This window comes from Streptomyces sp. NBC_00986 (assembly GCF_045162565.1).
Classification (GTDB): domain Bacteria; phylum Actinomycetota; class Actinomycetes; order Streptomycetales; family Streptomycetaceae; genus Streptomyces.
The window spans coordinates 8,327,819-8,354,161 of sequence record NZ_CP108733.1 but is presented as its reverse complement, the minus strand read 5'-3'; the positions used below and the strand labels follow the sequence as shown (position 1 = coordinate 8,354,161).

Genomic DNA, 26,343 nt, shown 5'->3' with positions numbered 1-26,343 from the left:
ATCGACACAGCCCCGCGCCCCTTCAGGGCGCTGCCGTTTCGCCGCGTCAACAGGGCCGGCTGTGGCGGTGCCGTCTCCCCGCTCCGGATCCCGTACGACCCCTACGACCACATCCGGATGGCGGCTGCCGAGCCCCGGGCAGGGACTTCACCCGACCCCGTTCAACCCTCGTTCGCCGCGTCCCGCAGCGCCCGCAGGAACGCCTGTAGGGCCGGCTGCGGTGGTGCCGTCTCCCGGACGGCCGCGTGGATGGTCCGTACGGGCTCCGGGTCCCGTACGACCCGTACGACCACGTCGGGGTGGCGGCTGCCGAGGCCCAGCCGGGGAATCAGGGTCACCCCGAGGCCCGCCGCGACGAAACCCTGAGCCGTCACGTAGTCCTCGCTCTGGACCGCGAACCGTGGTCGGAAGCCCGCGGCCCCGCACGCGTCGAGCTGGGCGTCCAGGCACGGCCCGGGCCACTCGCTGCCGACCCACGGCTCCTCGGCCAGCTCTCCCAGCTCCACGCTCCGCCGCGCGGCCAGCCGGTGCCCCTTGGGCAGGACGGCGAGATACGGATCATCGAGCAGCTTCACCAGCCGTACGCCCTCATGCCCGCCAGAAGCTCCGACCACCAGCGCGACATCCGCCCGGCCCTCCTTCACCTCGGGCAGCGGATCCTCGGGGTCGGTGAGCTTCAACTCCAGCTGGACTCCTGGGTGTTCGGCACGGAGCCGGGCCACGGCGGGGGCTACCAGGGCGGCACCGGCGGTGGCGAAATAGCGGACCGTGAGGCGTCCCGTACGTCCGGCCACCAAGTCCGCCAGGGCCGTCTCCGCCTCGGCGACCTGCCGGCCGATCGCGTCCGCGTACTCCGTGAGCAGCAGCCCGGCCGGCGTGGGCCGCACCCCGCGCCCGACCCGCTCAAGGAGCGCGGTCCCGGCCTCCTTCTCCAGCACCCCGACCTGCTGGCTGACGGCGGACGGGGTGTACCCGAGCCGGGCCGCCGCAGCGGTCACCGACCCGCACCCGACCACAGCCCGTAGTACCTGCATGCGTCGCACATCAAGCATGTAGCTCAGATTAACAGTCACTGTAGAATCATTCGCTTGTCCTGCACGGTCCAGCTGCCCGACCGTGGACCCATGCAGCCCGCCTCGACAGTCCGCATGGCCGTGCTCGCCCTCCTGTGGGGGTCGGGCTTCCTCTGGATCAAACTCGCCCTGAACCACGGCCTCTCCCCCGCCCAGATCACGATCGCCCGCTGCGCCCTGGGCACGCTCGTGCTCCTGGCCCTGGCCCGCTCGGCCGGTCAGCGCCTGCCCCGCGACCGCGCCACCTGGGGCCGCCTCGCGGTGGCCGCCCTGTTCTGCAACGCCATCCCGTTCGCGATGTTCAGTGTCGGCGAACAGACCGTCGACTCCGGCGTCGCGGGCGTCCTGAACGCCACAACTCCCTTGTGGTCCCTGCTGATCGGCATCACCCTCGGCACCGACCGCGGCCTGAGCCGAACCCGCCTGACCGGCCTCCTCCTCGGCTTCGCGGGCACGATCCTGATCTTCGCCCCCTGGCATCGCTCGGGCCTCCTCACCTGGGGCGCCCTCGCCCTCCTGGGCGCCGCCGCGAGCTACGCCGTGGCCTTCGCGTACATGGCCCGCAAACTCACCACGGGCCAGGCCCCGTTGGCCGTCTCGGCGGCCCAGCTGATCGCGGCAACGGCCTGGACCACCCTCGCCCTGCCCGCCGCCGGCCCGGTACACCCCGACCTGACGGCCCTGCTCGCGGTGACCGCTCTCGGCATCCTCGGCACCGGCGTGACCTTCTACCTCAACTACCGCCTGATAGCAGACGAGGGCGCGACAAGCGCGGCAACGGTCGGATATCTACTGCCAGTTGTATCGGTGACGCTGGGCGCGGTGCTGCTGGACGAGAGGGTGGGCCTACGCGTGATCACGGGCATGGCAGTAGTCCTGGCGGGCGTAGCCCTGACAAGACCCCGCCCAGCGAAGGCGTCTTTTAGGGGCGCGGGGCCGTGACATTTGCGGCTCCGCCGCGCGGGCGCGCCCAGCCCCCACCGACGGTCAGCCGAAAAACAACCCTCTCAGGCCCCGTAGAACAACACGTCCACCACACCACGCGCCCGCCGAGTAGTACGCCGATAGTCATCAAGCATGTCCCCCACATGCCCCGGCCCGTACCCCAAGTACCTTCCCACCGCAGCCAGTTCACGCGGATCAGAAGGAAACGTATCGCCCGCCCGCCCCCGCACCAGCATCACCGCATTACGAACCCGCGTGGCCAGCACCCAAGCCTCGTCCAGTATCGAAGCGTCCTCAACGGAAATCAGTTCAGCCGCACAAGCCGCCGCAAGCCCCGCCCGAGTACGCGTCGTACGCAACCCCGGCTCAGCCCACCCGTGCTGCAACTGCATGAGCTGCACAGTCCACTCGACGTCGGACAGCCCCCCACGCCCCAACTTGGTGTGCAGAGTCGGATCAGCCCCACGAGGCAACCGCTCAGACTCCATACGGGCCTTCAACCGTCGAATCTCCCGTACCGCGTCGTCACCCAGCCCCTCCGCCGGATACCGCAGCGGATCGATCAGCTCGATGAACCGCCGCCCCAACTCCTCGTCCCCTGCGACAGGTTCGGCCCGCAACAACGCCTGCGACTCCCAAACCAGCGACCACCGGCGGTAGTACGCCTCGTAGGAGTTCAACGACCGTACGAGCGGCCCCGACTTGCCCTCCGGCCGGAGATCCGCGTCGATCAGCAGCGGCGGGTCAGAGCTGGCGACCTGAAGCAGCCGCCGCATCTCGGAGACGACCTTGTTGGCGGCCTCGGAGGCTTCCCGCTCGGGCACGCCCTCGCGGGGTTCGTGCACGAACAGGACGTCCGCGTCGGAGCCGTAGCCCAGTTCGTGGCCGCCGAAACGGCCCATGCCGATGACGGCGAAGCGGGTGGGGAGGGTGTCGCCCCAGCCCGCGCGGACCACCGCGCGCAGGGTGCCGGCGAGGGTGGCCGCGGTGAGGTCGGAGACGGCGCCGCCGACCCGGTCGACGAGGGCGCCCTGGTCCGCCTCGACGGGCTGGGTCTCGGTGCCGTAGGAGCCGACGATGTCGAAGGCGGCCGTACGGAAGAGTTCGCGGCGGCGGACGCCCCGGGCGAAGGTGACGGCCTGGACGGCGTCGTCGGCGCGGCCGACCGCGGCCAGTATCTCCTGGTCCAGGTGGGCGCGTTCGCGGGGTTCGAGGCCGCTGCCGCCGTCGCCGTCGCCGAGGAGGGCGACCGCTTCGGGGGCGCGCATGAGGAGGTCGGGGGCGAGGCGGCCGGCCGACAGGACGCGGGCGAGGTTCTCGGCGGCGGCACCCTCGTCCCTCAACAGCCGTAGGTACCAAGGGGTTTTGCCGAGCGCGTCGGACACCTTGCGGAAGTTGAGGAGGCCCGCATCGGGGTCGGCGGAGTCCGCGAACCAGCCCAACAGGACGGGCAGCAGGGTGCGTTGGATGGCGGCCTTGCGGGTGACGCCGGAGGCGAGGGCCTCGATGTGGCGCAGGGCGGCCGCCGGGTCGATGTAGCCGAGGGCAACCAGCCGTTCGCGGGCCGCCCGGGGGCTCAACCTGGTCTCGCCGGGGGCGAGTTGGGCGACCGCGTCGAGCAGCGGGCGATAGAAGAGCTTCTCGTGGAGGCGTCGTACGACGGTGGCGTGCCGCTTCCACTCGCGGTTCAACTCGCCGACGGGGTCGGTGCGCAGGCCCATCGAGCGGCCGAGGCGGCGCCGGTCGGCCTCCTCGACGGGGACGAGGTGGGTGCGGCGCAGCCGGTAGAGCTGGATGCGGTGTTCCATCGTGCGCAGGAAGCGGTAGGCGTCATCGAGGCGGGCGGCGTCCTCTCGGCCGACGTAGCCGCCGGCGGCGAGGGCCTCCAGGGCGACGAGGGTGGTGCCGCTGCGCAGCGAGGTGTCGGCGCGGCCGTGCACCAACTGCAGGAGCTGGACGGCGAATTCGACGTCGCGGAGGCCGCCGGGGGCGAGCTTCAGTTCGCGGTCGATCTCGGCGGCGGGGATGTTCTCGACGACACGGCGGCGCATCTTCTGCACGTCGGTGACGAAGTTCTCGCGCTCGGCGGCCTTCCACACGAGGGGTTCGAGCGCGTCGACGTACTCCGCGCCGAGCGCGAGGTCGCCGGCCACCGGGCGGGCCTTGAGCAGGGCCTGGAACTCCCAGGTCTTCGCCCAGCGTTGGTAGTAGGCGAGGTGGCTGGCGAGGGTGCGGACCAGCGGGCCGTTGCGGCCCTCGGGGCGGAGGTTGGCGTCGACGGGCCAGATCGAGCCCTCGACGGTGGTCTCGGAGCAGATCCGCATCATGTGCGCGGCGAGCTTGGTGGCCGCGCGGACCGCCTTGCCCTCGTCGGCGCCCTCGACGGCCTCGCCGACGAAGATGACGTCGACGTCGGAGATGTAGTTCAGCTCGTGGCCACCGCACTTGCCCATCGCGATCACCGCGAGCCGGCACAGCGCGGCGTCGTCGGGCGCGGCGGCGCTCGCGATGGCGAGGGCGGCGCGCAGGGTGGCGGTCGCGAGGTCGGCGAGTTCGGCGGCGGTCTGGGCGAGGTCGGTGGTGCCGCACACGTCACGGGCGGCGATGGACAGCAGGCAGCGGCGGTAGGCGACGCGCAGGGCGACCGGGTCGGTGGCCTCGGCGAGACCGCGCTCGAACTCCTCCACCCCGGGGTGGAGGTCGCGCGGCTCGTACATCACGAGGGCGTGCCAGTCGCGCGGATGCCGGGCGAGATGGTCCCCCAGGGCGGCGGAGGCACCGAGGACGCCGAGCAGCCGGTCGCGCAAGGGCTTCGCCGCGATCAGGGTGTCCAGCAGCTCGCGGCGGGGGCTGTCCTCGGGCTGCGCCTCCAGGAGTCGTACGAGACCCTGAAGGGCCAGGTCGGGGTCGGCGGTGGCGCCCAGGGCCTCCAGCAGGACCGGGTCGTTCCTTATCGGCGCCAGCTCCGCGCTCTCCAGGAGCCGCTCGGCGGCCGAGGGATCGGTGAAACCGTGCCGCAGCAGTCGCGTGAAGGTGCTGCTCCTGCGCCCCGGCGCCGTCATCCTCGGCCTCCTGTCCGATCGCGTCCCGATCAGGGTTCCGATCAAGGTCGTACGACCTGTCGGATCAAGGTCGTACGAGGCCGAGCCTAACCGGAGTGCCTGCGAGAAGCGCCGGGGCGGATGAGCGGTTTCAGCGGCTCACCACCACCGTGGCCGGGCGCGACGGGTCGACCAGCGCCCGGTTGCCCGACACGCGCCCCGGGAGGGCGGCGCCGTCGAGCGGCGGCAGCTCGGCGGACGCGGTCCACCGGCCGGCAAGAGGTATCAGGACCTGTCCTACGGTGCCCGGTCGTGCGCCGCCGGGCCGGGAGGCGTACTGGAGGTCGAGGCACAGCCGCCGCAGTTTCGCCCGTGCGTCCGCGACCGGCGTGCCCGTCTCCACCTCGGGGAGGAGCACCTGCCGGTCGGTCCCGTTGTCGACGTGTGCGCACGTCCGGTCGGCGGACGGTGTTGTGGTGTGTCCGGGCCGACCCCCGTGCGGTCCGGACAGGGTGAGCCGGACGAGGTCGCCGACAGCGGTGTTCGTGGTGTCGACGCGGATCGTGTCGCGGTCGAGCCACTGCAGGTTGTGTCCGTCGAGGTCGGCGAGGACCCGGCTCGGGGTGTCCACGAGGAATCCGGTCTCGACGGCGGACTCCTCCTCGGGCACCAGCCGAGGCGTCCGTCCACGTGAGGCCCGGTCCGTGCGGGTCTGCGGCCAGTGCCTCAGCACCACCAGCAGCTGATCGGCGGGCCGGGCGAACCGGTATGCGCGGCCCTCGGTCACCGTGTGGGTGCCGGCCGCCCTGACCGTCGTACGGGAGGAGCCGGAGATCTCGATGGCGCCGCGGGAGTCGAGGGTGAAGCGCACGGAGGAGAACTCCGGGCCGTCCGCCGGGGCCTCGGCGGACGGCGACGCGTCGCAGCCGGTGGCGAGCAGGGCGGCGATCAGGGCGGCGGCGCCTCCGGTGAGGGCCGCTGGGCGGCGGTAGGGACGCGGGCGGCCGCGCGGGGCGTGGGAGCGCAGGTGGGAACGCATGGGACGGCCTCCGTCTCAGTCGTCGCGACCGGGGCGGCCGCGTATGTCGACAGTGGACGCGTCAGCGGTCGTAGCCCATTCGGCATTTGACGAATCCGAGGGTTCCCGGTGCCTGAAAGGCGTACATTCGCGGCAGGCGAGAACCGGCCCCGGGAGGCCGAGATGACACCACCCTTCACGACGGCCGAGGCCCATCTGCGGCGCATGGCGGACGTCCTGGCCGAAGCCCGGCAGGACGCGGACGGTGTGCCGCCGAAGTCCCTGCTGTTCGGGCTGCAGCGGCTCGTCCCCTGTGACTCCGCCAGCTTCTGCGAGCTGGACATCCCGACCAGACGGGCACTCAACAGCCAGGAGACGGTGGAGGAGGAGTACGACTGCCCGATGGACGGGTACTGGCGCTGGCGCCACCAGCACCTCCAGTGCGTGCAGGTCTGCAAGCCGCACAACGGTCCCGAGACGACACAGCTGACGGACTTCCTGTCGGTGCGCGAGCTGCGGAACCTGCCGATCTACACGGAATTCCTCGAGCCGTACCCCTGCATCGCGGACATCGCCCTGCCCACCGCGCCGGGCCGCACCCGTGTCTTCCAGTTCTTCCGCAAGGGTTCCAAGCCCTTCGCCGACCACGAGATGACGACGCTGACGCTACTGGCGCCGCACCTGTACGCGATCTACCGCGAGGCCGCCCGGCGGCGCCGGCCCCCGGTCCGGCTGACCCCGCGCGAGCTGGACGTCCTGCGCTGTGTGGCGCGCGGGCTCACCACCCCGCAGATCGCCGAGCAGCTGGTGGTCTCCCGCAGTACCGTCCGTAAACATCTGGAGAACAGTTTCCGCAGTCTCGGGGTCTCCAGCCGGACGGCGGCCGTCGCCCGGGTGTTCCCTGAGCCGGACTGAGTCGTGAACAAGTCGTACGTGACCGAGCGACAAAGGAGTCTACTCATGGACATGACCCTCGAAGTGATCGTCCTGCCGGTCTCGGACGTGGACCGGGCCAAGGAGTTCTACCGGGACAAGGTCGGCTTCCACGTCGATCTCGACGGTGAGGTGATGGAGGGCGTACGGATCGTGCAGCTGACGCCGCCGGGCTCGGGCTGTTCGATCGCGCTGGTCAACGGGTTGCAGATCCCCACCGGGACGCCGCAGCCGGGGACGTACCACGGCATGCAGCTGTGCGTGCAGGACGCGAAGGCGGCTTACGACGAGCTGACCGCGCGGGGTCTTGAGGTCAGTGAGCCGGTGCAGTTCGCGCCGCAGGACGGGGCGACGTTCATGTACTTCAAGGACCCGGACGGCAACGGCTGGGCGATCCAGGAGTACCGGAAGCGGGCCGCCGAGCCGCTGCACCAGGTGCTGGCCCAAGTGGCGGCGCTGCAGGAGTAGTTCACCACTTCTTCATCCGCCGGGTTGGGAGCGGTGGGACGCGGGCATCTTGGCGTGTGCATGCTCGGTTCGCACCGTCACCCCCGTCCTCCCCCCCCACCCGGAGGTAGATGTGTCCGGCAGTGAAGAAGTGTCCGGCGGTCCCGGCAGTCCCGCTGGTTCCGCCCGTTCCGTGTACCGCCGCAGCCGCGCCGCCATGGCGTCCGCGCTCGCCTTCTCGGCGGCGGCCGTCGGAGTCTGGACCGGTTTCGGCACCGTCTCGGCCGCGCACGCCGCGACCGGGGTGCCGACCCCGGACCACGTGGTCGTCGTGGTGATGGAGAACCACGCCTACAGCCAGGTCGTCGGCTCCTCCAGTGCCCCCTACATCAACTCGCTCGCGACCGGGGGCGCCGCCCTCACCCAGTCGTACGGGATCACCCACCCGAGCCAGCCGAACTACTTCGCGCTGTTCTCCGGCTCCACCCAGGGGATCACCAGCGACAGTTGCTACACGGCGGGCTTCTCCTCGGCCGCGAACCTCGCCTCCGAGGTGACCGCGGCGGGCGGCACCTGGGCCAGCTACAACGAGACGCTGCCGAGCCAGGGTTCGACGACGTGCAGCAGCGGCAACTACGCGCGTAAGCACAACCCTTGGTTCGGCTTCTCCAACGTCGCGACGTCCACGGCGAAGACGTTCACGCAGTTCCCGACGGACTACACGACCCTCCCCGACATCTCCTTCGTCACCCCCAACCTGTGCAGCGACATGCACGACTGCTCGGTGGCGACGGGTGACACCTGGATCAAGAACAACCTCGGTGCGTACGCCACTTGGGCCAAGACCCACAACAGCCTGCTCGTCGTCACCTTCGACGAGGACAACCTGCTCAGCGGCAACCGCATCCCGACGGTCTTCTACGGCCAGCCGGTGAAGGCGGGTTCGACGTCCTCGACCACGTACAACCACTACAACCTGCTGCGGACCCTGGAGGACTCCCAGGGCCTGACCACCCACGCGGGCAACGCGGCCTCGGCCGCCGACATCACCGGCATCTGGGCGTCCTGAGATGTACGTGGCGGACAGCCGCGCCAACGCCGACCCAAGTGCCGGGAGTACTACGGGTATTGCCCGTAGGACGGCGCGGGTGTCCGCCGCCGTGACGCCCACCGTCTTCGCGCTCGGCGCGGTCAGTCTGATCACCGACGTGTCGTCCGAGATGGTGACCGCGGTCCTCCCCCTGTACCTGGTGACGGGCCTCGGCCTGTCCCCGCTGGGCTTCGGTCTCCTGGACGGCATCTACAACGGCTTCTCGGCGCTCGTCCGGCTGGCCGGCGGCCACCTCGCCGACCGGGGCGGCGGCCGCCACAAGTGGATCGCGGGCATCGGCTACGGCATCTCGGCGCTCTGCAAGCCGTTGCTCCTGCTCGCCCACACCCTCACCCCCATCGGCCTGATCCTCGCCGCCGACCGTACGGGCAAGGGCCTGCGCACGGCCCCGCGTGACGCGCTGATCTCCCTCTCCTCCACCCCGGAGAACCGGGGTCGTGCCTTCGGCGTACACCGCGCGATGGACACGGCGGGCGCGCTGCTCGGCCCGCTGGTGGCGTTCCTGATCCTCCGGGCCACGGTGGACGGGTACGACGCGGTGTTCACGGTGAGCTTCTGCGTGGCGGTGGTCGGCGTCCTGGTGCTGGTGCTGTTCGTGCCGGGATCGTCGTCAACTGCCGCGCCCCGCACGGAGAACGCCGCACGGGAGAGGGCCGTAGGGGAAAAGGCCGTAGGGGAAAGGGCCGTGGACGAGAAGGCCGTACGCCCCACCCTCCGCGCCGCGTTCGCCCTGCTCGCCCGCCGCGACCTCCGCCGTATCACCGTCTGCGCGCTCCTCCTGGGCCTCGCGACGGTCAGCGACTCCTTCGTGTACCTGCTGCTGCAACGGCGACTCGGCGTCCCCGACCGCTGGTTCGCGCTGCTCCCGCTGGGCACGGCGGCGGCGTTCCTGCTGCTGGCCGTACCGCTGGGCCGGCTCGCGGACCGGGTCGGCCGCTGGCGGGTGTTCCTCGGCGGCCATGGCGCCCTCCTCACGGCGTACGCCTTGTTGCTGACGTCCTGGCACGGCACGGCCCTCCCCTACGCCGTCCTCCTCCTGCACGGCGCCTTCTACGCGGCGACCGACGGTGTGCTGATGGCGGCGGCCTCGGACAGCGTGCCGGAGGAACTGCGGTCGTCGGGGCTCGCGTTGGTGCAGACGGGCCAGGCGGCGGCACGGTTCGTGTGCTCGCTGGGCTTCGGTGCGGCGTGGACGCTGTGGGGCGACCGTACGGCGCTCACAGCGTCGGCGGTGGCGCTGGCGGTCTGCGCGGCGTTCGCGATGACACTCCGCCCGGGCCGACGAGTTCTGGAGCCTGCCCCATGACCCTGCGCAACCGCATCCTGGTCCTCCTCGCGGCCGTGGCCGCACTCGCCGTAGTCGCCACGGCGTCGGTCCTGCACGCGTCGGCCCGGGCCGAGCGGCGGAACGAGACCCAGCCCGGCGGCCCGCGCATCACCGCGGGCCGGATCACCCTGACGACCCCCGGCACCATGGTGTTCCGCAACATGGCCTGGGGCCCGCACCGGGACGAACTCACCACGGTCCCGGCGTCCGACCCCTCCGGCCCGCGCACCGCCTCCGGCCTCAAGTGCCTCCGTTTCTACGCCGCTTCGGGCACGGGGGTCTGCCTCCAGGCGGTCCACGGCACGGTCACGGACACGTACCGCGCGCTGATCCTGGACGCCCACCTCAAGGAGACGGCCCGTTACGACGTCCCCGGCATCCCCTCCCGTGCCCGGGTCTCCCCTACGGGTCGCTTCGCGGCATGGACCGCCTTTGTGGGCGGCGACTCCTACGCGGGGACGAACTTCTCGACGCGGGCGGCGATCGTGGACACCCGGACGGGGAAGCTGATCCCGTCCCTGGAGGCGTTCCGCATCCTCAAGGACGGCCACGTCTACCACGCGGCCGACGTCAACTTCTGGGGCGTGACCTTCGCGTCGGACGACCGCACGTTCTACGCGACGCTGGCGACGAAGGGCAGCACGTATCTGGTGCGGGGCGACCTGCGCACGCGGACGGTCACCACCGTGCACACGAACGTGGAGTGCCCGTCCCTCTCCCCCGACGGCACGCGCGTCGCGTACAAGAAACGCGTGAAGGGCCTCCCGAAGGACGCGCCCTGGCACCTCTACGTCCTCGACCTGCGCACGATGCGCGAAACTCCGCTGGCTGAAGCGCGCAGCGTGGACGACCAGGCGGTTTGGAGGGACGATCACACGATCGTGTATGCGCTGCCGGGAGATTTCGGGGCGGACCTATACGAAGTTCCAGCAGAGGGAAAGGGCACGTCACGGCGTATCAGCGCAGCGGCTGTGTCTCCTGCATATCTTCAGTGACCTGGGGCTATGTGTCGCTGCACAACTCGTCTCGAGACCCGCACGAGCACCCGAGCACTCCGATCCTGTGCACCGTACATGCTGCCCTGTGACCGATGACAAACTCGGGCGATGTCACGCTACGTCCCGCTACCATCACCCAACAACGCTCGGTCTGGCGCCACTTGACGTCTTCAGGGCACGCCATGCACAAGTGCGGGAGCCTCGTTTGCATACAGAAGTTCGCCTCGTCACCCCCGAGTTGGCCCAACAGTGGCTTCAAATCAATGACCACAATCGCCCATTGAGCCGACAGACGGTCACTCATCTGGCCCGAGCGATCGAACGAGGAGAGTGGAAACTGACCCATCAGGGCATCGCGTTCGACGAGAACGGTCAGCTCGTGGATGGTCAGCATCGCCTGGCAGCCATCGTCAAGGCCGGCATGGCGGTGGAGATCCTGGTCGCACACGATGTGCCGAGATCTGCGTTCACCGTGATGGACACCGGGCGCAAGCGCACGGGACGCGACGCCCTGTCTCTGGTAGGGGAGCTCAACAGCAACCACCTCGCCGCAGCTCTCCGAGGTCTCCAGCTCTATCTGTCCTCCCCTGACGCCAACTGGTCCGGTGGATCGTCTCTGACCTCCAATGACCAGTTGTTCACCATCCTTGAACAGCACCCCAACATGCGGGAGTCCATCAATCGCGGCATGGCCGTGAACAGGGCGACAAGAGTTACCGTCACAGCCGCCTCCATCGGTTGGTACGTCACCACCAAAGAACGTCCTGACGTGGATCAAACTCCTTGGTTCGACGGCCTTGTGAGCGGTGCAAGCCTCACCGAATCCGACCCCAGGCTGGTCCTGCGCAACACGATGCTCGGCATGGCGGCCGGCAAGCGTCATCGCAGGAAGGACGACTCACGGGAGCATCTTCTGTACTACCTGAAGGCCTGGAACGCCTGGGTGGAGGGTCGTTCACTGAGGCTCCTCCGCCGATCGCCGGGCGAGAAGATGCCCAGGATCACGAAGAGGCTGTTGCCCGAGCCGAGCCTGGACGACGCCGTCTCCTGAAGTGTCGCGCGTGCACGCCACCTGATGTCCGAGGACAACAGGCACACGCGCGCAGCGCAGAGAAGCCAAGCGACAGAACAAGGGGGCTGATCAGGTCATGTCTCGCGGTCATAGGGCAGAGCTATCCGACTGCGGATACAACAAGCAATGCTTCCGTTCGCCGGAGGAGACCGGTCAGTGAAAGGGTACGAGGCGGTCACACGGTCCGCGGCTGGGCGACGGTCGGACTACGCCTGCGAGAAGACGCCGTTTGAGGGTGGCCAGGCCGATGTGTTCAAGGCGGTGCACAAGCCAAGCGGGATCACCGTCGCCTTGAAGAGGTTGCGTGCGGCGCGCAACACAAGCGTCGCCCGTATGGCGAGGGAGATCGAGGTCGGCCGCTTGCTCGACGGCCACCCGCACGCCATGCCCATCCTGGACGCGGATCCTGGCAATACGTGGTTCGTCATGCCTTGGGCGGAGCAGTCCGCGGAAAACCTGAACAGTGAGTCACGGACGGATGAGGCACTGCACGTGCTCATTCGATCCCTCTGCTCGGTTCTCGCCCTTGTTCACGCGGCAGGATGGGTCCACCGGGACATCAAACCCTCGAACATCCTCCTCCTGGACGGACGTTGGGTGGTAGCCGACTGGGGCATCGCCCGTGGACCTCGCGGTCACACGCCGAACCATTGCCTCACCCGTGCCGGGGTGTCCATGGGATCGCAGGGATTCGCCGCCCCCGAGCTGTCCGACGATGCACACAGCGCGGGCCCACAAGCCGACATCTACAGCATCGGCCAACTCATCGGTTGGTGGCTCACAGGACGACAGCCGCGGGCCAACCGTGCCCACATCCCCGATTCCGGACCGTGGCGAACCGTCGTACGCGCTGCCACCCGGGAGGACCCGGGCAAGCGCCCCGCGAACGTCGGAGAACTGCTCACGCTCATCGCTCGGGACGTCGAGCTGTCGGCCAAACCTCCGATCGCTCTGGCCGCAGCGCTGCAGGGAGAACTCATCCACGGGTCGCAGACTGCTGCCGAGGCGCTCATCGCCCTCGCCGATGCACACATCGATGATGCCGGGCTCTTCTGTGACGTATTGGTGGGCGTAGACGAGGAGAAGCTTCTTCCAGCCCTTGCAGCAGATCTCGCACGAGCCACCGGAGTAGTCCAGGCCATGGCCGGTCTTCTGGGCACTACGAGAGTGCCGGAGGGAAGTGAGGTGGACGCCACTATCCTGTGGCTGTTCAACATCGCACGCCACGCGGCTCAGACCGGACAGTTCCAGTTGGTCGAGGAGTGCCTGGATGGCGTGTTCCGCCTCGATGCGAAGTGGAACCAGCCGTCCCCCCAGGAGAAGATCCGTTCCTGGCTTTCCCTCATCTCTGGCGACGCGGCGAGTTCTGCGGCAGACATGCTCCAGAATCATCCAGATTCCGCAATCCACTTCATAGGCCTCGCTACCGATGACCTTGTGGATCGCCGGATTCGCTCGACCCTAGGGAACGCCTGACTCACGCTCAAACCACTGGCCCAAACCTCGAAGTCGGACTGCGCCCGGCGGCTGGATCGCCCGCTGGCCATTTCCCCGGCTGGTCAGTGCCACACCGATCTTCCCGGCCATGACACGTTGCCTCAGAGCATCGCCGTACCGCTGATCAGCACCCTCCGTCGACAGGCGAACGTGCTTCACTGGCAACTGCTGGATGCCACTGCCCATGCCCGACAAATCAACCGATGGCCGGCGGATCCACGAAGCGTCGACGACCAGGCCGTCTGGCGCGACGACCACACGATCGTCTACGCCATGCCCGGCGACTACGGCGCCGACCTGTACAGCGTCCCGGCGGACGGCACGGGCAGGGCTCGGCGGATCAGCGGCGCGGCGGTGTCTCCGGCGTATGTGCGGTAGGCGAACCGTCACCGAGTAGGCGGGCCCAGCATCTCGTCCAGCGTCTGCGACCAGTCCTCGGCGCCCAACCCGCCCGCCATGAGCAGGTCGCGCCAGTCGATCCGCGCGAGCCGGACCGCCGACCGGAAGTGTTCGACGTCTCCGGCCGCGATCACCACGACCGCCGTCAGGAGCCGCTCCGTGCTCTGCAGTGAATCTTCCAGTTCGACCGCCAGGATCCGCAGCGCGCCGAGAACCCCGCGCCGGACATCGGCATCCGGAAAGTCGCGCCGGACCCGCCCGAGAAGCCGGTCGCTGATCAGATCCTCGTCCATGCCCCCCCCCTGGCGAGAGGCTATCGACCCCGCAGGACCCAGGGAAGTGCGACGGCCCTGTGACGGGCCGGTGAACTGTGCCCCGGGCGAAGGTCAGGCAATTGATTGGCCCCTGGGGACCGGCTGTCCGAACAACTCCCCGGCGTCGAATCTCGGTGTCAGACGCCCGGCGTACGCTGCCGGCGCACGACGCAGAGGAGACAAGGGTGACGGTCAACGCCGGCACGCGCCGTAGTGGGGATTCCGTGGTCGCGCGGAAGAAGACAAGCAAGAAGTGGATGGGGCTGGCGACGCTGGCGCTGGCACCGATGGTGCTGCTCGCGTCCCCCGGTGTCGCCTCGGCGGCGAGCCAGGAGTGCCTGCAGAACGCGGAGAACTCGTCGCACGACATGGACGGCAACTGGTCCACCGACCACCAGACGCAGTCGGTGAGCGTGCAGCAGGCCAACAACACCTGGCAGGACTGGATATGGCGGGGCCCGACGTTCCAGTGCCCGTGGAACGTCCCGAGCTGCTCCTACGCCTGGCAGCAGTCGAAGACGACGGGTTGGCAGGCGTCGGTCGGTCTCAGCATCAAGATCCCGATCCCCAAGGTCGGCTCGTTCCTCGATGAGATCACCCCCTCCTACAGCCGCAGCGGCTCCACCACCACCTCGTACACCTTCACGACCAACCTGAGCCCGGGGCAGTTCGCCCAGCCGATCCAGGTGGTGCAGCGCCGCTGGACACAGGGCGTCTACCAGGGCATCTACCACTCGACCGGCGCGAAGTGCCTGCCGAGCCCGACCAACCCGAACGGCAAGGCGTTCGAGTACACCTGGTCCCCGAACGAGCGCTGGGGCAGCTGGGCGACCAACCTCAAGGTCAGCGACTACGGGACGTACAACGTCTGGAAGTGACCCCGGTCAGCTTCCGCCGAGGCACCTGGCCGGACGGCGAGGTGCCTCGGCTGTCTCAACGTTTCTCGCTCCGCCCGACCCCTAGGACCTGATCCCCATGATGGTGCGTCGTCGTCTCTTCCGTGCTGCCGCCGGTTCGCTCACGGTGCTCGCCTGCGGTCTGCTGGCCGGGTGCGACAGCACCGCCCACTCCACGCCGTCGGCCGCGGCTACGGCTGCCAGCACCGCTCCCGACCCCACGCCCTCGATGAAGACGCTGCCCCCGTCGCAGCTGTGCACCGTGCTGACCACGGCCGTCGCCGAGCGGATCGTCCCCGACGCCCGGTTCGCGGCCCGGGTCAGCCCCAACAAGGGCGCCGCCCCGGACGTCTGCGACTACACCTCCGCCGACGGCCGCTCGACGCTGAACCTCACCCCGGCGTCCCGCACCTACGCCGCCGAACTGTCCGCCGCCCACAATCTGAGCGCGAACCCGTCCTCGGCCGGGATGCGTGACGTACAGGTCGACACGGTGAGCGGCCTGGGCCGGCGGGCGTTCCGCGAAACCGCCTACCAGACCCAGGCGAAGCAGCAGCTCACCTTCGTCGTGTGGAACGCGGGGTCCCGCAACTGGGTGATGACCTACGCGACCGCCGCGAGCACGTCGGCGGCCCCGGCCACCGTGTCGGACGACAAGGTGGTCGGGGCCGCCCGATCGATCACCGCGAAGCTGCCGACCGGCAAGTGAGCCTGCGGAAATGAACCCCCGCCTACAGCACCGGCAGGTTCTTCCGCAGCTCGAACGCCGTGACCTCGCTGCGGTACTCCTCCCACTCCGACTTCTTGTTGCGCAGGAAGAAGTCGAAGACGTGCTCGCCCAGGGTCTCGGCGACCAGGTCGCTGCGCTCCATCAGGGTGAGGGCCTCGCCCAGGTTCTGGGGCAGGGGCTCGATGCCCATCGCGCGGCGTTCGGCGTCGGAGAGGGCCCAGACGTCGTCCTCGGCGCCCGGGGGGAGTTCGTAGCCTTCCTCGATGCCCTTGAGGCCGGAGGCGAGGAGGAGGGCGTAGGCCAGGTACGGGTTCGCGCCCGAGTCCAGGGAGCGGACCTCCACGCGCGCGGAACCCGTCTTGCCGGGCTTGTACATCGGGACGCGGACCAGGGCGCTGCGGTTGTTGTGGCCCCAGCAGATGTACGAGGGGGCCTCGCCGCCGGCGCCGGCCGTGCGCTCGGAGCCGCCCCAGATGCGCTTGTAGGAGTTGACCCACTGGTTGGTGACCGCGGAGATCTCCGCGGCGTGCTTCAGCAGGCCCGCGATGAAGGAGCGGCCGACCTTGGAGAGCTGGTACTCGGAACCCGACTCGTAGAAGGCGTTGCGGTCGCCCTCGAAGAGGGAGAGGTGCGTGTGCATTCCGCTTCCCGGGTGTTCCGAGAACGGCTTCGGCATGAACGTCGCCTGCACGCCCTGCTCCAGCGCCACCTGCTTCATGACCAGGCGGAACGTCATGATGTTGTCCGCCGTGGAGAGCGCGTCGGCGTAGCGGAGGTCGATCTCCTGCTGGCCCGGGGCGCCCTCGTGGTGGGAGAACTCGACCGAGATGCCCATCGACTCCAGCATGGTGATCGCCTGGCGGCGGAAGTCCATGCCCACGTTCTGCGGGGTGTGGTCGAAGTAGCCGGAGTTGTCGGCGGGCGTCGGGCGGGAGCCGTCCAGGGGGCGGTCCTTCAGGAGGAAGAACTCGATCTCCGGGTGGGTGTAGAAGGTGAAGCCCAGGTCGGAGGTCTTGGCGAGGGCGCGCTTCAGGACGTAGCGCGGGTCCGCGAAGGACGGGGAGCCGTCCGGCATGAGGATGTCGCAGAACATGCGGGCCGTGCCGGGGGCCTCCGCGCGCCACGGCAGGACCTGGAAGGTGGAGGGATCCGGCTTGGCGATCATGTCGGACTCGTAGACCCGGGCGAAGCCCTCGATCGCGGAGCCGTCGAAGCCGATGCCCTCGTCGAAGGCCTGTTCCAGCTCGGCGGGGGCCACGGCGACGGACTTGAGGAAGCCCAGCACGTCCGTGAACCACAGCCGTACGAACCGGATGTCGCGCTCCTCCAACGTCCGGAGCACGAACTCCTGCTGCTTGTCCATCTTCCGCTTCCCCATCCTTGCTGGTCAGGCCGCCTGTCCTCGTACCGCAGGAGGCGGTCGGGCACCTGAGCATCCCACCACAACACCATTTCGTGCGCGTTGCCGACCATGATCGGCAGGCCGACCTCGGGCTGAACGGCTCGCGTACGGCAGGTGTCCTGCGCTGTTGCCCCTCTTCTGACCATCTTGCCTGCTCGGACTGACATTCGTAATGCCTGGTCCGGGGGTGACCCTGGTGTTCCCCTGACTTTGCTGTGGGTGCCCTACGAGAACGTGTTCCTCCCCACTACGATCAGCAGGGCCCGACCTTCCTGCCCCCGCCCCTGACTCTTCCCCGTCCCTTCCCCCAAAAAGGACACATACCTCATGGGTTCCGCCAAGAACACCGGTACCGCGGCGCGCAAGGCCCGCATCGAGGAGATGCGGCGCGCCGAGCAGTCCCGCGAGCGACGCACCCGGATCGTGAAGATCGCGGCGAGCACGGTGGTCGTCGCCGGTCTCGTCGTCGGCGGGGTCGCGGTCGTGCACGCGCAGTCCGGCAAGAAGGACAGTTCCGCGAGCGACTCCAAGAACTCCGCCTCGGGTCACTTCGTCGCCGGCGCGGACGGCGTGAACACGTGGAAGGGCACGCTGGGCCGCACCCACGTCACGGGCACGGTGAACTACCCGATGCACCCGCCGGTCGGCGGCAACCACAACCCGGTCTGGCTGAACTGCAACGGCGACGTCTACACGAAGGCCGTCAAGGACGAGAACGCGGTGCACGCACTGGAGCACGGCGCGGTCTGGGTGACGTACAACAAGAAGGCCCCGGCGGCCGACATCAAGGCGCTCGCGACGAAGGTGAAGTCGACCCCGTACTCGCTGATGAGTCCGTACGACAGCCAGAAGGACCCGATCATGCTGTCGGCGTGGGGGCACCAGCGGACCGTGAAGAGCGCGAGCGATCCGGCCGTGAACACGTTCTTCGAGAAGTTCGTGCAGGGCAGCCAGACGCCGGAGCCGGGCGCCGCGTGCACGGGCGGGCTGTCGCAGTGAGGTCCGCGGCTCTGATCGCCGGGGCCGCGGCGACGGCGCTCGTCGCGGCCGGCGCGATCACGTACGCGGTCGCCGAGGACAGCGGCGGGTCCAGCAACTCCCCTACGCCTACGGCCGATTCCGCCGACGCGGGCTTCGCGCGGGACATGGCGGTCCATCACCAGCAGGCCGTCGAGATGTCGTACATCGTGCGGGACCGTACGAAAGACGTGGAAGTACGGCGCCTTGCATACGACATCGCGCAGACGCAGGCCAATCAACGGGGCATGCTGCTGGGATGGTTGGACCTGTGGAACCTTCCGAAGGTGTCGGCCGACCCGCCGATGACCTGGATGGGGATGGGTGACATGGCGTCCGGCAAGGACGGCGCGCTGATGCCGGGGATGGCCACCAACACCGAGCTGAAGAAGCTGAATTCGCTCAGCGGCAAGCCCGCCGAGGTGTTCTTTCTCCAGCTCATGACGGACCACCACAAGGGCGGTATCCACATGGCCGAGGGGTGTGTGGACAAGTGCCGGGTGGGGGTGGAGAAGCGGCTGGCGCAGGGGATGGTCGACGCGCAGCAGTCGGAGATCCAGTTGATGGCCGACATGCTCAAGGAACGTGGCGCAAAAGCGCGTTCGTAAAGCATCCCCGGTCGTTCGTTACCTGCCCGTAAGGAAAAAAGCCCCCAATTCGCCCTGAGTGACGGTTCCTTGGGTTTCTCTTGACTTTTGCGTTCCCCTGGCATGAACGGTTCATCGAAAGAGTGGCCCCACGTGTGATCCATCCACGGGCCTTCCCGCCGCGGGTTCCGTAGGGATCGACGACGACCAACCACTCCATGCGTCGAACCGCATAGCAGGGGGTTTTATGAGATCCAATCGCGCCACCAAGCGCGCCGGCGTGAGCATGGCAGCGACACTGCCCATGATCGCCGGTGCACTGGCGCTCGGCATACCCGCGGCGCACGCCGCGGACAGCCCGGGCCGGGACACGCTCGCGGGCACCAAGCCCGCGTGGGCGACGGCCAAGGCGGACAAGGGAGCGACTTCGGACAGCTCCAAGGTCTCCGCCCGGGTCTACCTCGCCGGCCGGAACGCCTCCGGTCTCGCGGCGTACGCCAAGTCCGTCTCGGACCCGAGTTCGGCCCTGTACGGCAAGTACCTGAGCGCCGCTCAGGTGCAGCAGCGCTTCGGCGCCACGACGGCCCAGGTGACCGCCGTCAAGTCCTGGCTGAAGTCCGCCGGGCTCAAGGTCACCGGCACCACGCAGCACTACGTCACGGTCTCCGGTGACGTGGCCGCGGTCGAGAAGGCGTTCAGCACCTCGCTGCACAACTACTCGAAGGGCTCGAAGACCTACCGCGCCCCGTCGAAGACGGCCTCCGCGCCGGACAGCCTCAACGGTGCCGTCCTGACCGTCACCGGTCTGGACAACGCGCCGCACACGGCGAGCCACGACGATGCGCTGCCGGGTCCGACCGCGGCGTTCAAGAACGCCGGGCCGTTCTCCTCGTACTACGGCTCGAACACGGCGACCACCCTGCCGTCCGCGTACGGCAAGAAGATCCCGTACGCGGTCGAGGGCTACACCGGCAAGCAGCTGCGTGCGGCCTACGGCGCGGGCAAGTACACGGGCAAGGGCGTGCGCGTCGCCATCACCGACGCCTACGCCTCGCCGACGATCGCCTTCGACGCGGCCACCTACGCGAAGAAGCACGGCGACGCGAAGTACAGCACCAGCCAGCTCAAGCAGGTGCTCCCCTCGGACTACACGCAGACCGAGGCCTGTGACGCGTCCGGCTGGTACGGCGAGGAGACCCTCGACGTCGAGGCCGTGCACGCGGTGGCGCCGGACGCGGGCATCACGTACGTGGGTGCCGCGTCCTGCTTCGACGACGATCTGCTCGACTCGCTCAGCAAGGTCGTCGACAACCACCTGGCCGACATCGTCTCCAACTCGTGGGGCGACATCGAGGCCAACCAGACCCCGGACCTCGCGGCCGCCTACGACCAGGTGTTCCAGCTGGGCGCGGTCGAGGGCATCGGCTTCTACTTCTCCTCCGGTGACAACGGCGACGAGGTCGCCAACACCGGTACGAAGCAGGTCGACACCCCGGCCAACTCGGCGTGGGTCACGGCGGTCGGCGGTACTTCCCTCGCCGTCGGCAAGGGCGACAAGTACCTGTGGGAGACCGGCTGGGGCACCGAGAAGGCCGCGCTGTCCACGGACGGCAAGAGCTGGACCAGCTTCCCCGGCGCCTTCACCTCGGGCGCGGGCGGCGGCACCAGCAAGACGGTGGCCGAGCCCTTCTACCAGAAGGGTGTCGTCCCGAAGGCGCTCGCCACGGCCAACAGCGCCGCCGGCAACCGCGTCGTCCCGGACATCTCGGCGATCGCCGACCCGAACACCGGATTCAAGGTCGGCCAGACGCAGACCTTCCCCGACGGTTCGGAGCAGTACAGCGAGTACCGGATCGGCGGCACCTCGCTCGCCTCCCCGGTGATCGCGGCGGTCCAGGCCCTGGCCCAGGAGGCGCGCGGCGGCAAGGCGATCGGTTTCGCCAACCCGTCGATCTACTCCAAGTACGGCACGAAGGCCTACCACGACGTGACCGACAACCCGACGGGCTCCGGCCTGGCGGTGGCGCGCGTGGACTTCGCCAACAGCGTCGACGCCACCGACGGCCTGCTGACCTCGGTCCGCAGCCTCGGCAAGGACAGCTCGCTGTCCGCGGTGAAGGGCTATGACGACGTGACCGGCGTGGGCACGCCCGCAGACGGCTACGTCTCGTCGTTCAGCCGCTCGCAGGGTCACCACTGACCTCGTAGCGGCAACAAGTAGTCACCTGTAATGGGGTGGCGTGGGGTGCACCACACCTCACGCCACCCCATTGTGTCGCTCTGACGATTACGGGCGATTACAGTGGACCCCGTGCCTCCACTGAACTTCTGGTCGATCTATCAGCACGGCTTCGCCCGCGTCGCCGCCTGCACGGGCCACACCGTGATCGCGGACCCGCACGCCAACGCCGAGGCCGTCCTGCGCCACGCCCGCCGCTGCGACGAGGAGGGCGTCGCCGTCGCCGTCTTCGCGGAGATGGGCCTGTGCGGCTACTCCATCGAGGACCTGATCCTCCAGGACGTCCTCCTGGACCAGGTCGAGGAGGCGCTACGGGACGTGGTGACGGGGTCGGCGGACCTGCTGCCGGTCCTGGTCGTCGGCGCCCCGCTGCGCCACCGCAACCGGATCTACAACTGCGCGGTACTGGTGCACCGGGGCCGCGTACTCGGCGTCGTACCGAAGTCGTACCCCCCGAACTACCGGGAGTTCTACGAGCGCCGCCAGATCGCCGACGGCGCGGACGAGCGCGGCGGCTCGATCCAACTCGGCGGCGAGAGCGTGCCGTTCGGGGTGGATCTGCTGTTCGCGGCACAGGACGTACCGTCGCTGGTCCTGCACGCGGAGATCTGCGAGGACATGTGGGTGCCGGTGCCGCCGAGCGCGGAGGCGGCTCTCGCGGGCGCGACGGTCCTCGTCAACCTGTCCGGCAGCCCGATCACGGTCGGCCGCGCCGAGGACCGCAAACTCCTCTGCCGCTCGGCGTCCGCCCGCTGCCTCGCCGCGTACGTCTACGCGGCGGCCGGTCTCGGCGAGTCGACGACCGACCTGTCGTGGGACGGGCAGGCGATGATCTACGAGAACGGCGCGCTGCTGGCCGAGACGGAACGCTTCCCGCTGGGCGACGAGTACGCGGTGGCCGACGTCGACCTGGACCTGCTGCGGCAGGAGCGGCAGCGGATGGGCACGTTCGACGACAACCGCCGTACGCACAAGGCGCGGACGGCCGACTTCCGCACGGTTTCCTTCGAACTCACCCCGCCGCTCACGGACTTGGGACTCCGCCGCCGCCTGGAACGCTTCCCGTTCGTACCGGCCGACGCGGAACGCCTCGCGCAGGACTGCTACGAGGCGTACAACATCCAGGTCGAGGGCCTCCAGCAGCGCCTCGCGGCGATCGGCGGCCCGAAGGTCGTCATCGGGGTCTCCGGCGGCCTCGACTCGACGCACGCGCTGATCGTCGCCGCCCGCGCGATGGACCGCGCGGGGCGCCCGCGGAGCGACATCCTGGCGTGGACGCTGCCCGGTTTCGCGACCAGCGACCACACGAAGGACAACGCGCACGCGTTGATGCGGGCGATCGGCGTCACGGCGGCCGAGCTGGACATCACGCCGACGGCACGGCTGATGCTGAAGGAGATGGACCACCCCTTCGCCTCCGGCGAGCCGGTGTACGACGTCACCTTCGAGAACGTCCAGGCGGGCCTGCGCACGGACTACCTGTTCCGCCTCGCCAACCAGCACAACGGCATCGTGCTCGGCACCGGTGACTTGTCCGAGCTGGCGCTCGGCTGGTCCACGTACGGCGTCGGCGACCAGATGAGCCACTACAACGTCAACTCCGGCGTCCCCAAGACCCTGATCCAGCACCTCATCCGCTGGGTCGTCAGCAGCGACCAGTTCGACGAGGAGACGGGCAAGATCCTCACCGCGATCCTCGACACGGAGATCAGTCCGGAGCTGGTACCGGGCGAGGAGATGCAGTCGACCGAGTCGAAGATCGGGCCCTACGCGCTGCACGACTTCACACTGTTCCATGTGCTGCGGTACGGGTTCCGGCCGTCGAAGATCGCGTTCCTTGCGTGGCATGCGTGGCACGAGGCGGGGGCGGGGGCCTGGCCGCCGGGCTTCCCCGAGGAGAAGCGAGTGGCGTACGACCTGCCCGAGATCCGGCGCTGGCTCGAGGTGTTCTGCCGACGCTTCTTCGGGTTCGCCCAGTTCAAGCGGTCGGCCATGCCCAATGGGCCGAAGGTTTCGGCGGGGGGTTCGCTGTCGCCTCGGGGGGATTGGCGGGCGCCGTCGGATGGGTCGGCGACTGCCTGGCTGCGGGATCTGGAGCGGTTCGACTAGGGCGGTTCGGGACGGTGGGCTCAGGGGCGGTCGGCGCTGCTGGGCAGGTGCTCGAGTGCGGCGAGGAAGTCGTGGAAGGCCCGGTCGGTGCGGGTGGTGTCGCCGGTGGCGTCCAGGTCCATGAGGAGACCACGGATGACGGCGAGGGCGAGCGTCGCCAGCTCCGGCCGGCCGATGCTGCTCAGACCGTCCTCGAGCGGCTCCAGCCAGTCCGTCGTCGCGGTGCGCCGGAAGTCGGGCCACAACTGCCGCACCGCGCTCGGGTGCAGCTGACTGAACATCCGCAGGTACGGCCGCCCGTCCGAGCCGGTGATCGAGGTCCAGGCGCGATCCAGGGTGACGGTGTAGGGCTCGCCGGGCCGTACCCGCAGGAGGTCGCCGAAGGTGTCGAGCTGGCGCCGGCGCGCGCGTCCGAGGACGGCCCGCAACAGGGCGTCGCGGGTGCCGAAGTGATAGATCAGCATGCGGGCCGAGGTACCGGTGGCGGTGGCCAGCGGTTCGAGCCGGTCCGGGAGACCGTGGGCGAGGGCGTGGTCGGCGCAGGCGTCGAGGAGCCTGTCCTTGATGTCCGGCTGCGGTCGTCTGCCCATGCCGACACTTTTTCGCGTAACTGTCGCTACGTCTACCGTCGATCGAAAGGCGGTCGAGGCGGACGTGGAGGCAGCGATGAGGGTCGTGTTCGTGCACGGGGCGTGCGTGCGGGACGGGTCGTGGTGGTGGCACCGAACCGCCCAACTCCTCCAGGAACGAGGGGTGTCGAGCGTGGCCCCGGCACTGCCGAGCTGCGGGGAGACGGGCCTGCCCGTGGGCACCGGCGGTCCGGGACTGCCCGAGGACACGGCCGCGGTGCGGCAGGTGCTGCTGGACACCGACGAGCCGACCGTCGTCGTCGCCCACAGCTACGGCGGCATCGTCGTCTCGGAGGCCGCCGCGGGCGTCGGATCGGTACGCCACCTGCTGCTGGTCTCCAGCTACCTGCCCGAGGTCGGGCAGAGCCTGTCGGAGTTCGGGGACGGCGGCCCCGCCCCGTTCCTCGACGTCGACCCCGACAGCGGCACCTTCGGGGTCCGCCCCGAGCTGCTCGTGGACACGTTCCTGCAGGACTGCGACCCCGAGGACCAGGCCCGGGCGGCGGACCACCTCGCCCGGCAGAACGTGCGGGTGACCGGAGAACCGGTCAAGGCGGCCGCATGGCAGCGGATTCCCTCGACGTACCTCGTCTGCGCCCAGGACCGGGGCACCCCGCCGCGCCTCCAGCGCGAGTACGCCCGCCGGGCCGGCGGCGTGGTCGAACTCGACGCCGGCCACCATCCGTTCCTGTCGCGGGCCGCGGCGGTCCGGGATCTGGTGCTTGGCCTTTGACGGTCGGCGCGGACCGGTCGCGCCGGACCTGCGACGACACCCCCAAGGGCTCGGTGAGCAGCATGCGCCACTACGGTGGGCCGATGGCGTCGATCAAGCAGTTCCAGGTCACCTTCGACTGCGCGGAACCCGAGCGCGTCGCCCGTTTCTGGTGCGAGGTGCTGGGATACGTCGTGCCGCCTCCGCCGGAGGGGTTTGCCACGTGGGGCGATTTCGATCACTCACTGCCGTCCGAACGGCGGGGTTCGGCGTTCGCGTGCGTCGATCCCTCAGGTGTGGGCCCGCGACTGTTCTTCCAGCGTGTTCCCGAAGGCAAGGCCGTCAAGAACCGGCTTCATCTCGACGTGCGGGTCGGCACCGGGCTCGTGGGTGAAGAACGCCTCGCCGCACTGGAGGCCGAGTGCGCACGGCTGCTCGCGCTCGGCGCGGTACGCGTGCGCCTTCTGACCGCCGATGGCTACAACGAGTCGTGCCTGGTGATGCAGGACGTCGAGGGCAACGAGTTCTGTCTCGACTGAGGGGGCGCGACAGCGGTGCCCACCCCGTCGGTCAGAAGGTGAATCCTCCAACTGACCGAGGCGGGTTGGCGGGTGGGCCACGTCAGGGCTGCAGTGCCGGCGACTGTTCCGGTACGTGGGTCGCGACCACGCGCTCGCGCCCCGGTACCGCGCGGCGCCGGTCCACCGTCGCCGCCGTAGCGGCAACTCCCAGTCCCAGCACGGCCAGCACCGCGCCGGCCAGTGCGGGCGACGTAGCGCCGAAGCCCGCCGCCAGGGCGAGGCCGCCGATCCAAGCGCCGCCCGCGTTGGCCAAGTTGAAGGCTGCCTGGTTGGCGGAGGAGGCCAACGACGGGCCCGCCGACGCCTTTTCCATGACCATCAGTTGGAGCGGGGAGCCTGTCACGAACGCCGCCATGCCCAGGAGGACGACCGCCAGTGCCGCCGTCCACTCCGTCGTCATCAGGACGGGGAACAGGGCCAGGACGACGGCCAGGGACGTCAGGCCGCCGAAGAGCGTGCCGCGGAGGGAGTGGTCCGCCAGACGGCCGCCGACCAGGTTGCCTGCCGTCGCGCCTACGCCGAACAGGGCCAGGAGGAGCGTCACGCTGCCCTCCGCGAAGCCTGCCGCGTCCGTGAGCATCGGGGTGATGTAGCTGTAGGCCGAGAAGAGCGCGCCGAAGCCCGCCACCGTCGTGCCCAGCGCCAGCCAGACCGGGAGGGACTTCAACGCCGTCAGTTCGCGGCGCAGGCCCACGACCGGCGCCTGTGCTTGGTCGTGCGGGATCAGGAACGCCAGGGACGCTATCGCCGCGACGCCGATCACGCTGACGCCGAGGAACGTGGCCCGCCAGCCCAGGTGTTGGCCCATCAGCGTGGCCGCCGGTACGCCCACGATGTTGGCGACCGTGAGGCCCAGGAACATCAGGGAGACGGAGCGGGCCTTGCGTTCGGGCGCGACCATGGTCGTGGCGACCACCGCTCCCACGCCGAAGAACGCGCCGTGCGGCAGGCCGCTCAGGAAGCGGGCCGCGAGGAGGTAGTCGTAGTTCGCGGCGAAGGCGGAGAGGACGTTGCCCGCCACGAACAGCGCCATCAGGCCGATCAGGACCGTGCGGCGGGACAGGCGGGCCGTGACCGCGGCGAGCAGCGGGGCGCCGATGACGACGCCCAGCGCGTAGGCCGAGACCAGGTGGCCCGCCGTGGGGATGGAGACGTGCAGGTCGTCCGCGACCTCGGGCAGGAGGCCCATGATCACGAATTCGGTGGTGCCGATACCAAAAGCGCCGACGGCCAGAGCGAGCAGGGCCAGGGGCATGGAAGTGCCTG

23 protein-coding genes and 1 pseudogene are annotated in these 26,343 nt (G+C 69.4%); 17 read left to right on the top strand and 7 right to left on the bottom strand.

What is annotated here, in order from left to right:
- Positions 1 to 161: 161 nt before the first annotated feature.
- Positions 162 to 1,052: a LysR family transcriptional regulator gene (locus OG504_RS37395; protein WP_405993765.1), complete on the bottom strand. Its 891-nt coding sequence runs from the start codon at positions 1,050 to 1,052 to the stop codon at positions 162 to 164.
- 36 nt (positions 1,053 to 1,088) lie between these two features.
- Between OG504_RS37395 and OG504_RS37390 the strand changes: the two genes are divergently transcribed.
- Positions 1,089 to 2,015: a DMT family transporter gene (locus OG504_RS37390; RefSeq protein ID WP_405993764.1), complete on the top strand. Its 927-nt coding sequence runs from the start codon at positions 1,089 to 1,091 to the stop codon at positions 2,013 to 2,015.
- Between the two features lie 65 nt (positions 2,016 to 2,080).
- On the opposite strand, the gene OG504_RS37385 is transcribed toward OG504_RS37390, so the two are convergent.
- Both OG504_RS37385 and OG504_RS37380 read right to left on the bottom strand, forming a co-directional pair.
- Positions 2,081 to 5,080, bottom strand: a complete 3,000-nt coding sequence (locus tag OG504_RS37385; RefSeq protein ID WP_405993763.1) for a bifunctional [glutamine synthetase] adenylyltransferase/[glutamine synthetase]-adenylyl-L-tyrosine phosphorylase — start codon at positions 5,078 to 5,080, stop codon at positions 2,081 to 2,083.
- A 130-nt stretch (positions 5,081 to 5,210) separates the two neighbouring features.
- Positions 5,211 to 6,098, bottom strand: coding sequence for a hypothetical protein (locus OG504_RS37380; RefSeq protein ID WP_405993762.1), 888 nt, complete (start codon positions 6,096 to 6,098; stop codon positions 5,211 to 5,213).
- A gap of 162 nt (positions 6,099 to 6,260) precedes the next feature.
- Between OG504_RS37380 and OG504_RS37375 the strand changes: the two genes are divergently transcribed.
- From OG504_RS37375 to OG504_RS37340, 8 genes and pseudogenes are all read left to right on the top strand, one after another.
- A complete protein-coding gene (locus tag OG504_RS37375; protein WP_405993761.1) occupies positions 6,261 to 6,992 on the top strand; it encodes a response regulator transcription factor in 732 nt (243 codons plus the stop codon).
- Positions 6,993 to 7,037: 45 nt separating this feature from the next.
- A complete protein-coding gene (locus tag OG504_RS37370) occupies positions 7,038 to 7,478 on the top strand; it encodes a VOC family protein (protein ID WP_405993760.1) in 441 nt (146 codons plus the stop codon).
- A gap of 172 nt (positions 7,479 to 7,650) precedes the next feature.
- A complete protein-coding gene (locus tag OG504_RS37365; RefSeq protein WP_405993759.1) occupies positions 7,651 to 8,526 on the top strand; it encodes an alkaline phosphatase family protein in 876 nt (291 codons plus the stop codon).
- Position 8,527: 1 nt separating this feature from the next.
- Entirely contained in the window at positions 8,528 to 9,874 is a 1,347-nt protein-coding gene (locus OG504_RS37360; protein ID WP_405993758.1) for an MFS transporter, read from the top strand.
- Positions 9,871 to 10,890 (top strand): TolB family protein, encoded by a 1,020-nt coding sequence (locus OG504_RS37355; RefSeq protein WP_405993757.1) that lies wholly within the window; start codon positions 9,871 to 9,873, stop codon positions 10,888 to 10,890. The genes OG504_RS37360 and OG504_RS37355 overlap by 4 nt, the downstream gene beginning before the upstream one ends.
- Before the next feature lie 283 nt (positions 10,891 to 11,173).
- Positions 11,174 to 11,944 carry a hypothetical protein gene (locus OG504_RS37350; protein ID WP_405993756.1) on the top strand — a complete coding sequence of 257 codons (771 nt, stop codon included), beginning with the start codon at positions 11,174 to 11,176 and terminating at the stop codon, positions 11,942 to 11,944.
- Between the two features lie 177 nt (positions 11,945 to 12,121).
- Positions 12,122 to 13,441 (top strand): serine/threonine-protein kinase, encoded by a 1,320-nt coding sequence (locus OG504_RS37345; RefSeq protein WP_405993755.1) that lies wholly within the window; start codon positions 12,122 to 12,124, stop codon positions 13,439 to 13,441.
- Positions 13,442 to 13,672: 231 nt separating this feature from the next.
- A pseudogene (locus OG504_RS37340) lies at positions 13,673 to 13,840 on the top strand (TolB-like translocation protein); the annotation flags it as partial.
- Between the two features lie 8 nt (positions 13,841 to 13,848).
- Here OG504_RS37340 and OG504_RS37335 read toward each other — a convergent pair.
- Complete coding sequence (locus tag OG504_RS37335) at positions 13,849 to 14,154, bottom strand: hypothetical protein (RefSeq protein ID WP_405993754.1); 306 nt, start codon at positions 14,152 to 14,154, stop codon at positions 13,849 to 13,851.
- Between the two features lie 206 nt (positions 14,155 to 14,360).
- Between OG504_RS37335 and OG504_RS37330 the strand changes: the two genes are divergently transcribed.
- Together OG504_RS37330 and OG504_RS37325 are read left to right on the top strand one after the other, a co-directional pair.
- Positions 14,361 to 15,053, top strand: coding sequence for a hypothetical protein (locus tag OG504_RS37330; protein WP_405993753.1), 693 nt, complete (start codon positions 14,361 to 14,363; stop codon positions 15,051 to 15,053).
- Between the two features lie 97 nt (positions 15,054 to 15,150).
- Positions 15,151 to 15,780, top strand: coding sequence for a hypothetical protein (locus OG504_RS37325; protein ID WP_405993752.1), 630 nt, complete (start codon positions 15,151 to 15,153; stop codon positions 15,778 to 15,780).
- Between the two features lie 22 nt (positions 15,781 to 15,802).
- Here the strand turns inward: OG504_RS37325 and glnA are convergent, their stop codons facing one another.
- Entirely contained in the window at positions 15,803 to 17,164 is a 1,362-nt protein-coding gene (gene glnA, locus OG504_RS37320) for a type I glutamate--ammonia ligase (protein WP_266767987.1), read from the bottom strand.
- 366 nt (positions 17,165 to 17,530) lie between these two features.
- On the opposite strand from glnA, the gene OG504_RS37315 reads away from it, so the two are divergent.
- The 4 genes from OG504_RS37315 (at position 17,531) to OG504_RS37300 (ending at position 23,155) form a co-directional block, all read left to right on the top strand.
- On the top strand, positions 17,531 to 18,202 hold the full coding sequence (locus OG504_RS37315; RefSeq protein WP_405993751.1) for a DUF3105 domain-containing protein: 672 nt from the start codon (positions 17,531 to 17,533) through the stop codon (positions 18,200 to 18,202).
- Entirely contained in the window at positions 18,199 to 18,828 is a 630-nt protein-coding gene (locus OG504_RS37310) for a DUF305 domain-containing protein (RefSeq protein WP_405993750.1), read from the top strand. The genes OG504_RS37315 and OG504_RS37310 overlap by 4 nt, the downstream gene beginning before the upstream one ends.
- A gap of 226 nt (positions 18,829 to 19,054) precedes the next feature.
- Positions 19,055 to 21,007 carry a protease pro-enzyme activation domain-containing protein gene (locus tag OG504_RS37305; RefSeq protein WP_405993749.1) on the top strand — a complete coding sequence of 651 codons (1,953 nt, stop codon included), beginning with the start codon at positions 19,055 to 19,057 and terminating at the stop codon, positions 21,005 to 21,007.
- 111 nt (positions 21,008 to 21,118) lie between these two features.
- Positions 21,119 to 23,155, top strand: coding sequence for an NAD(+) synthase (locus OG504_RS37300; protein ID WP_405993748.1), 2,037 nt, complete (start codon positions 21,119 to 21,121; stop codon positions 23,153 to 23,155).
- A gap of 20 nt (positions 23,156 to 23,175) precedes the next feature.
- On the opposite strand, the gene OG504_RS37295 is transcribed toward OG504_RS37300, so the two are convergent.
- On the bottom strand, positions 23,176 to 23,745 hold the full coding sequence (locus tag OG504_RS37295; RefSeq protein ID WP_405993747.1) for a TetR/AcrR family transcriptional regulator: 570 nt from the start codon (positions 23,743 to 23,745) through the stop codon (positions 23,176 to 23,178).
- Positions 23,746 to 23,821: 76 nt separating this feature from the next.
- Here OG504_RS37295 and OG504_RS37290 point away from each other — a divergent pair, with 76 nt between their 5' ends.
- Both OG504_RS37290 and OG504_RS37285 read left to right on the top strand, forming a co-directional pair.
- Positions 23,822 to 24,517, top strand: coding sequence for an alpha/beta hydrolase (locus OG504_RS37290; RefSeq protein ID WP_405993746.1), 696 nt, complete (start codon positions 23,822 to 23,824; stop codon positions 24,515 to 24,517).
- Positions 24,518 to 24,600: 83 nt separating this feature from the next.
- On the top strand, positions 24,601 to 25,035 hold the full coding sequence (locus tag OG504_RS37285; RefSeq protein WP_405993745.1) for a VOC family protein: 435 nt from the start codon (positions 24,601 to 24,603) through the stop codon (positions 25,033 to 25,035).
- A gap of 82 nt (positions 25,036 to 25,117) precedes the next feature.
- Here OG504_RS37285 and OG504_RS37280 read toward each other — a convergent pair whose 3' ends face one another.
- Positions 25,118 to 26,332, bottom strand: a complete 1,215-nt coding sequence (locus OG504_RS37280; RefSeq protein ID WP_405993744.1) for an MFS transporter — start codon at positions 26,330 to 26,332, stop codon at positions 25,118 to 25,120.
- Between the last annotated feature and the right edge of the window lie 11 nt (positions 26,333 to 26,343).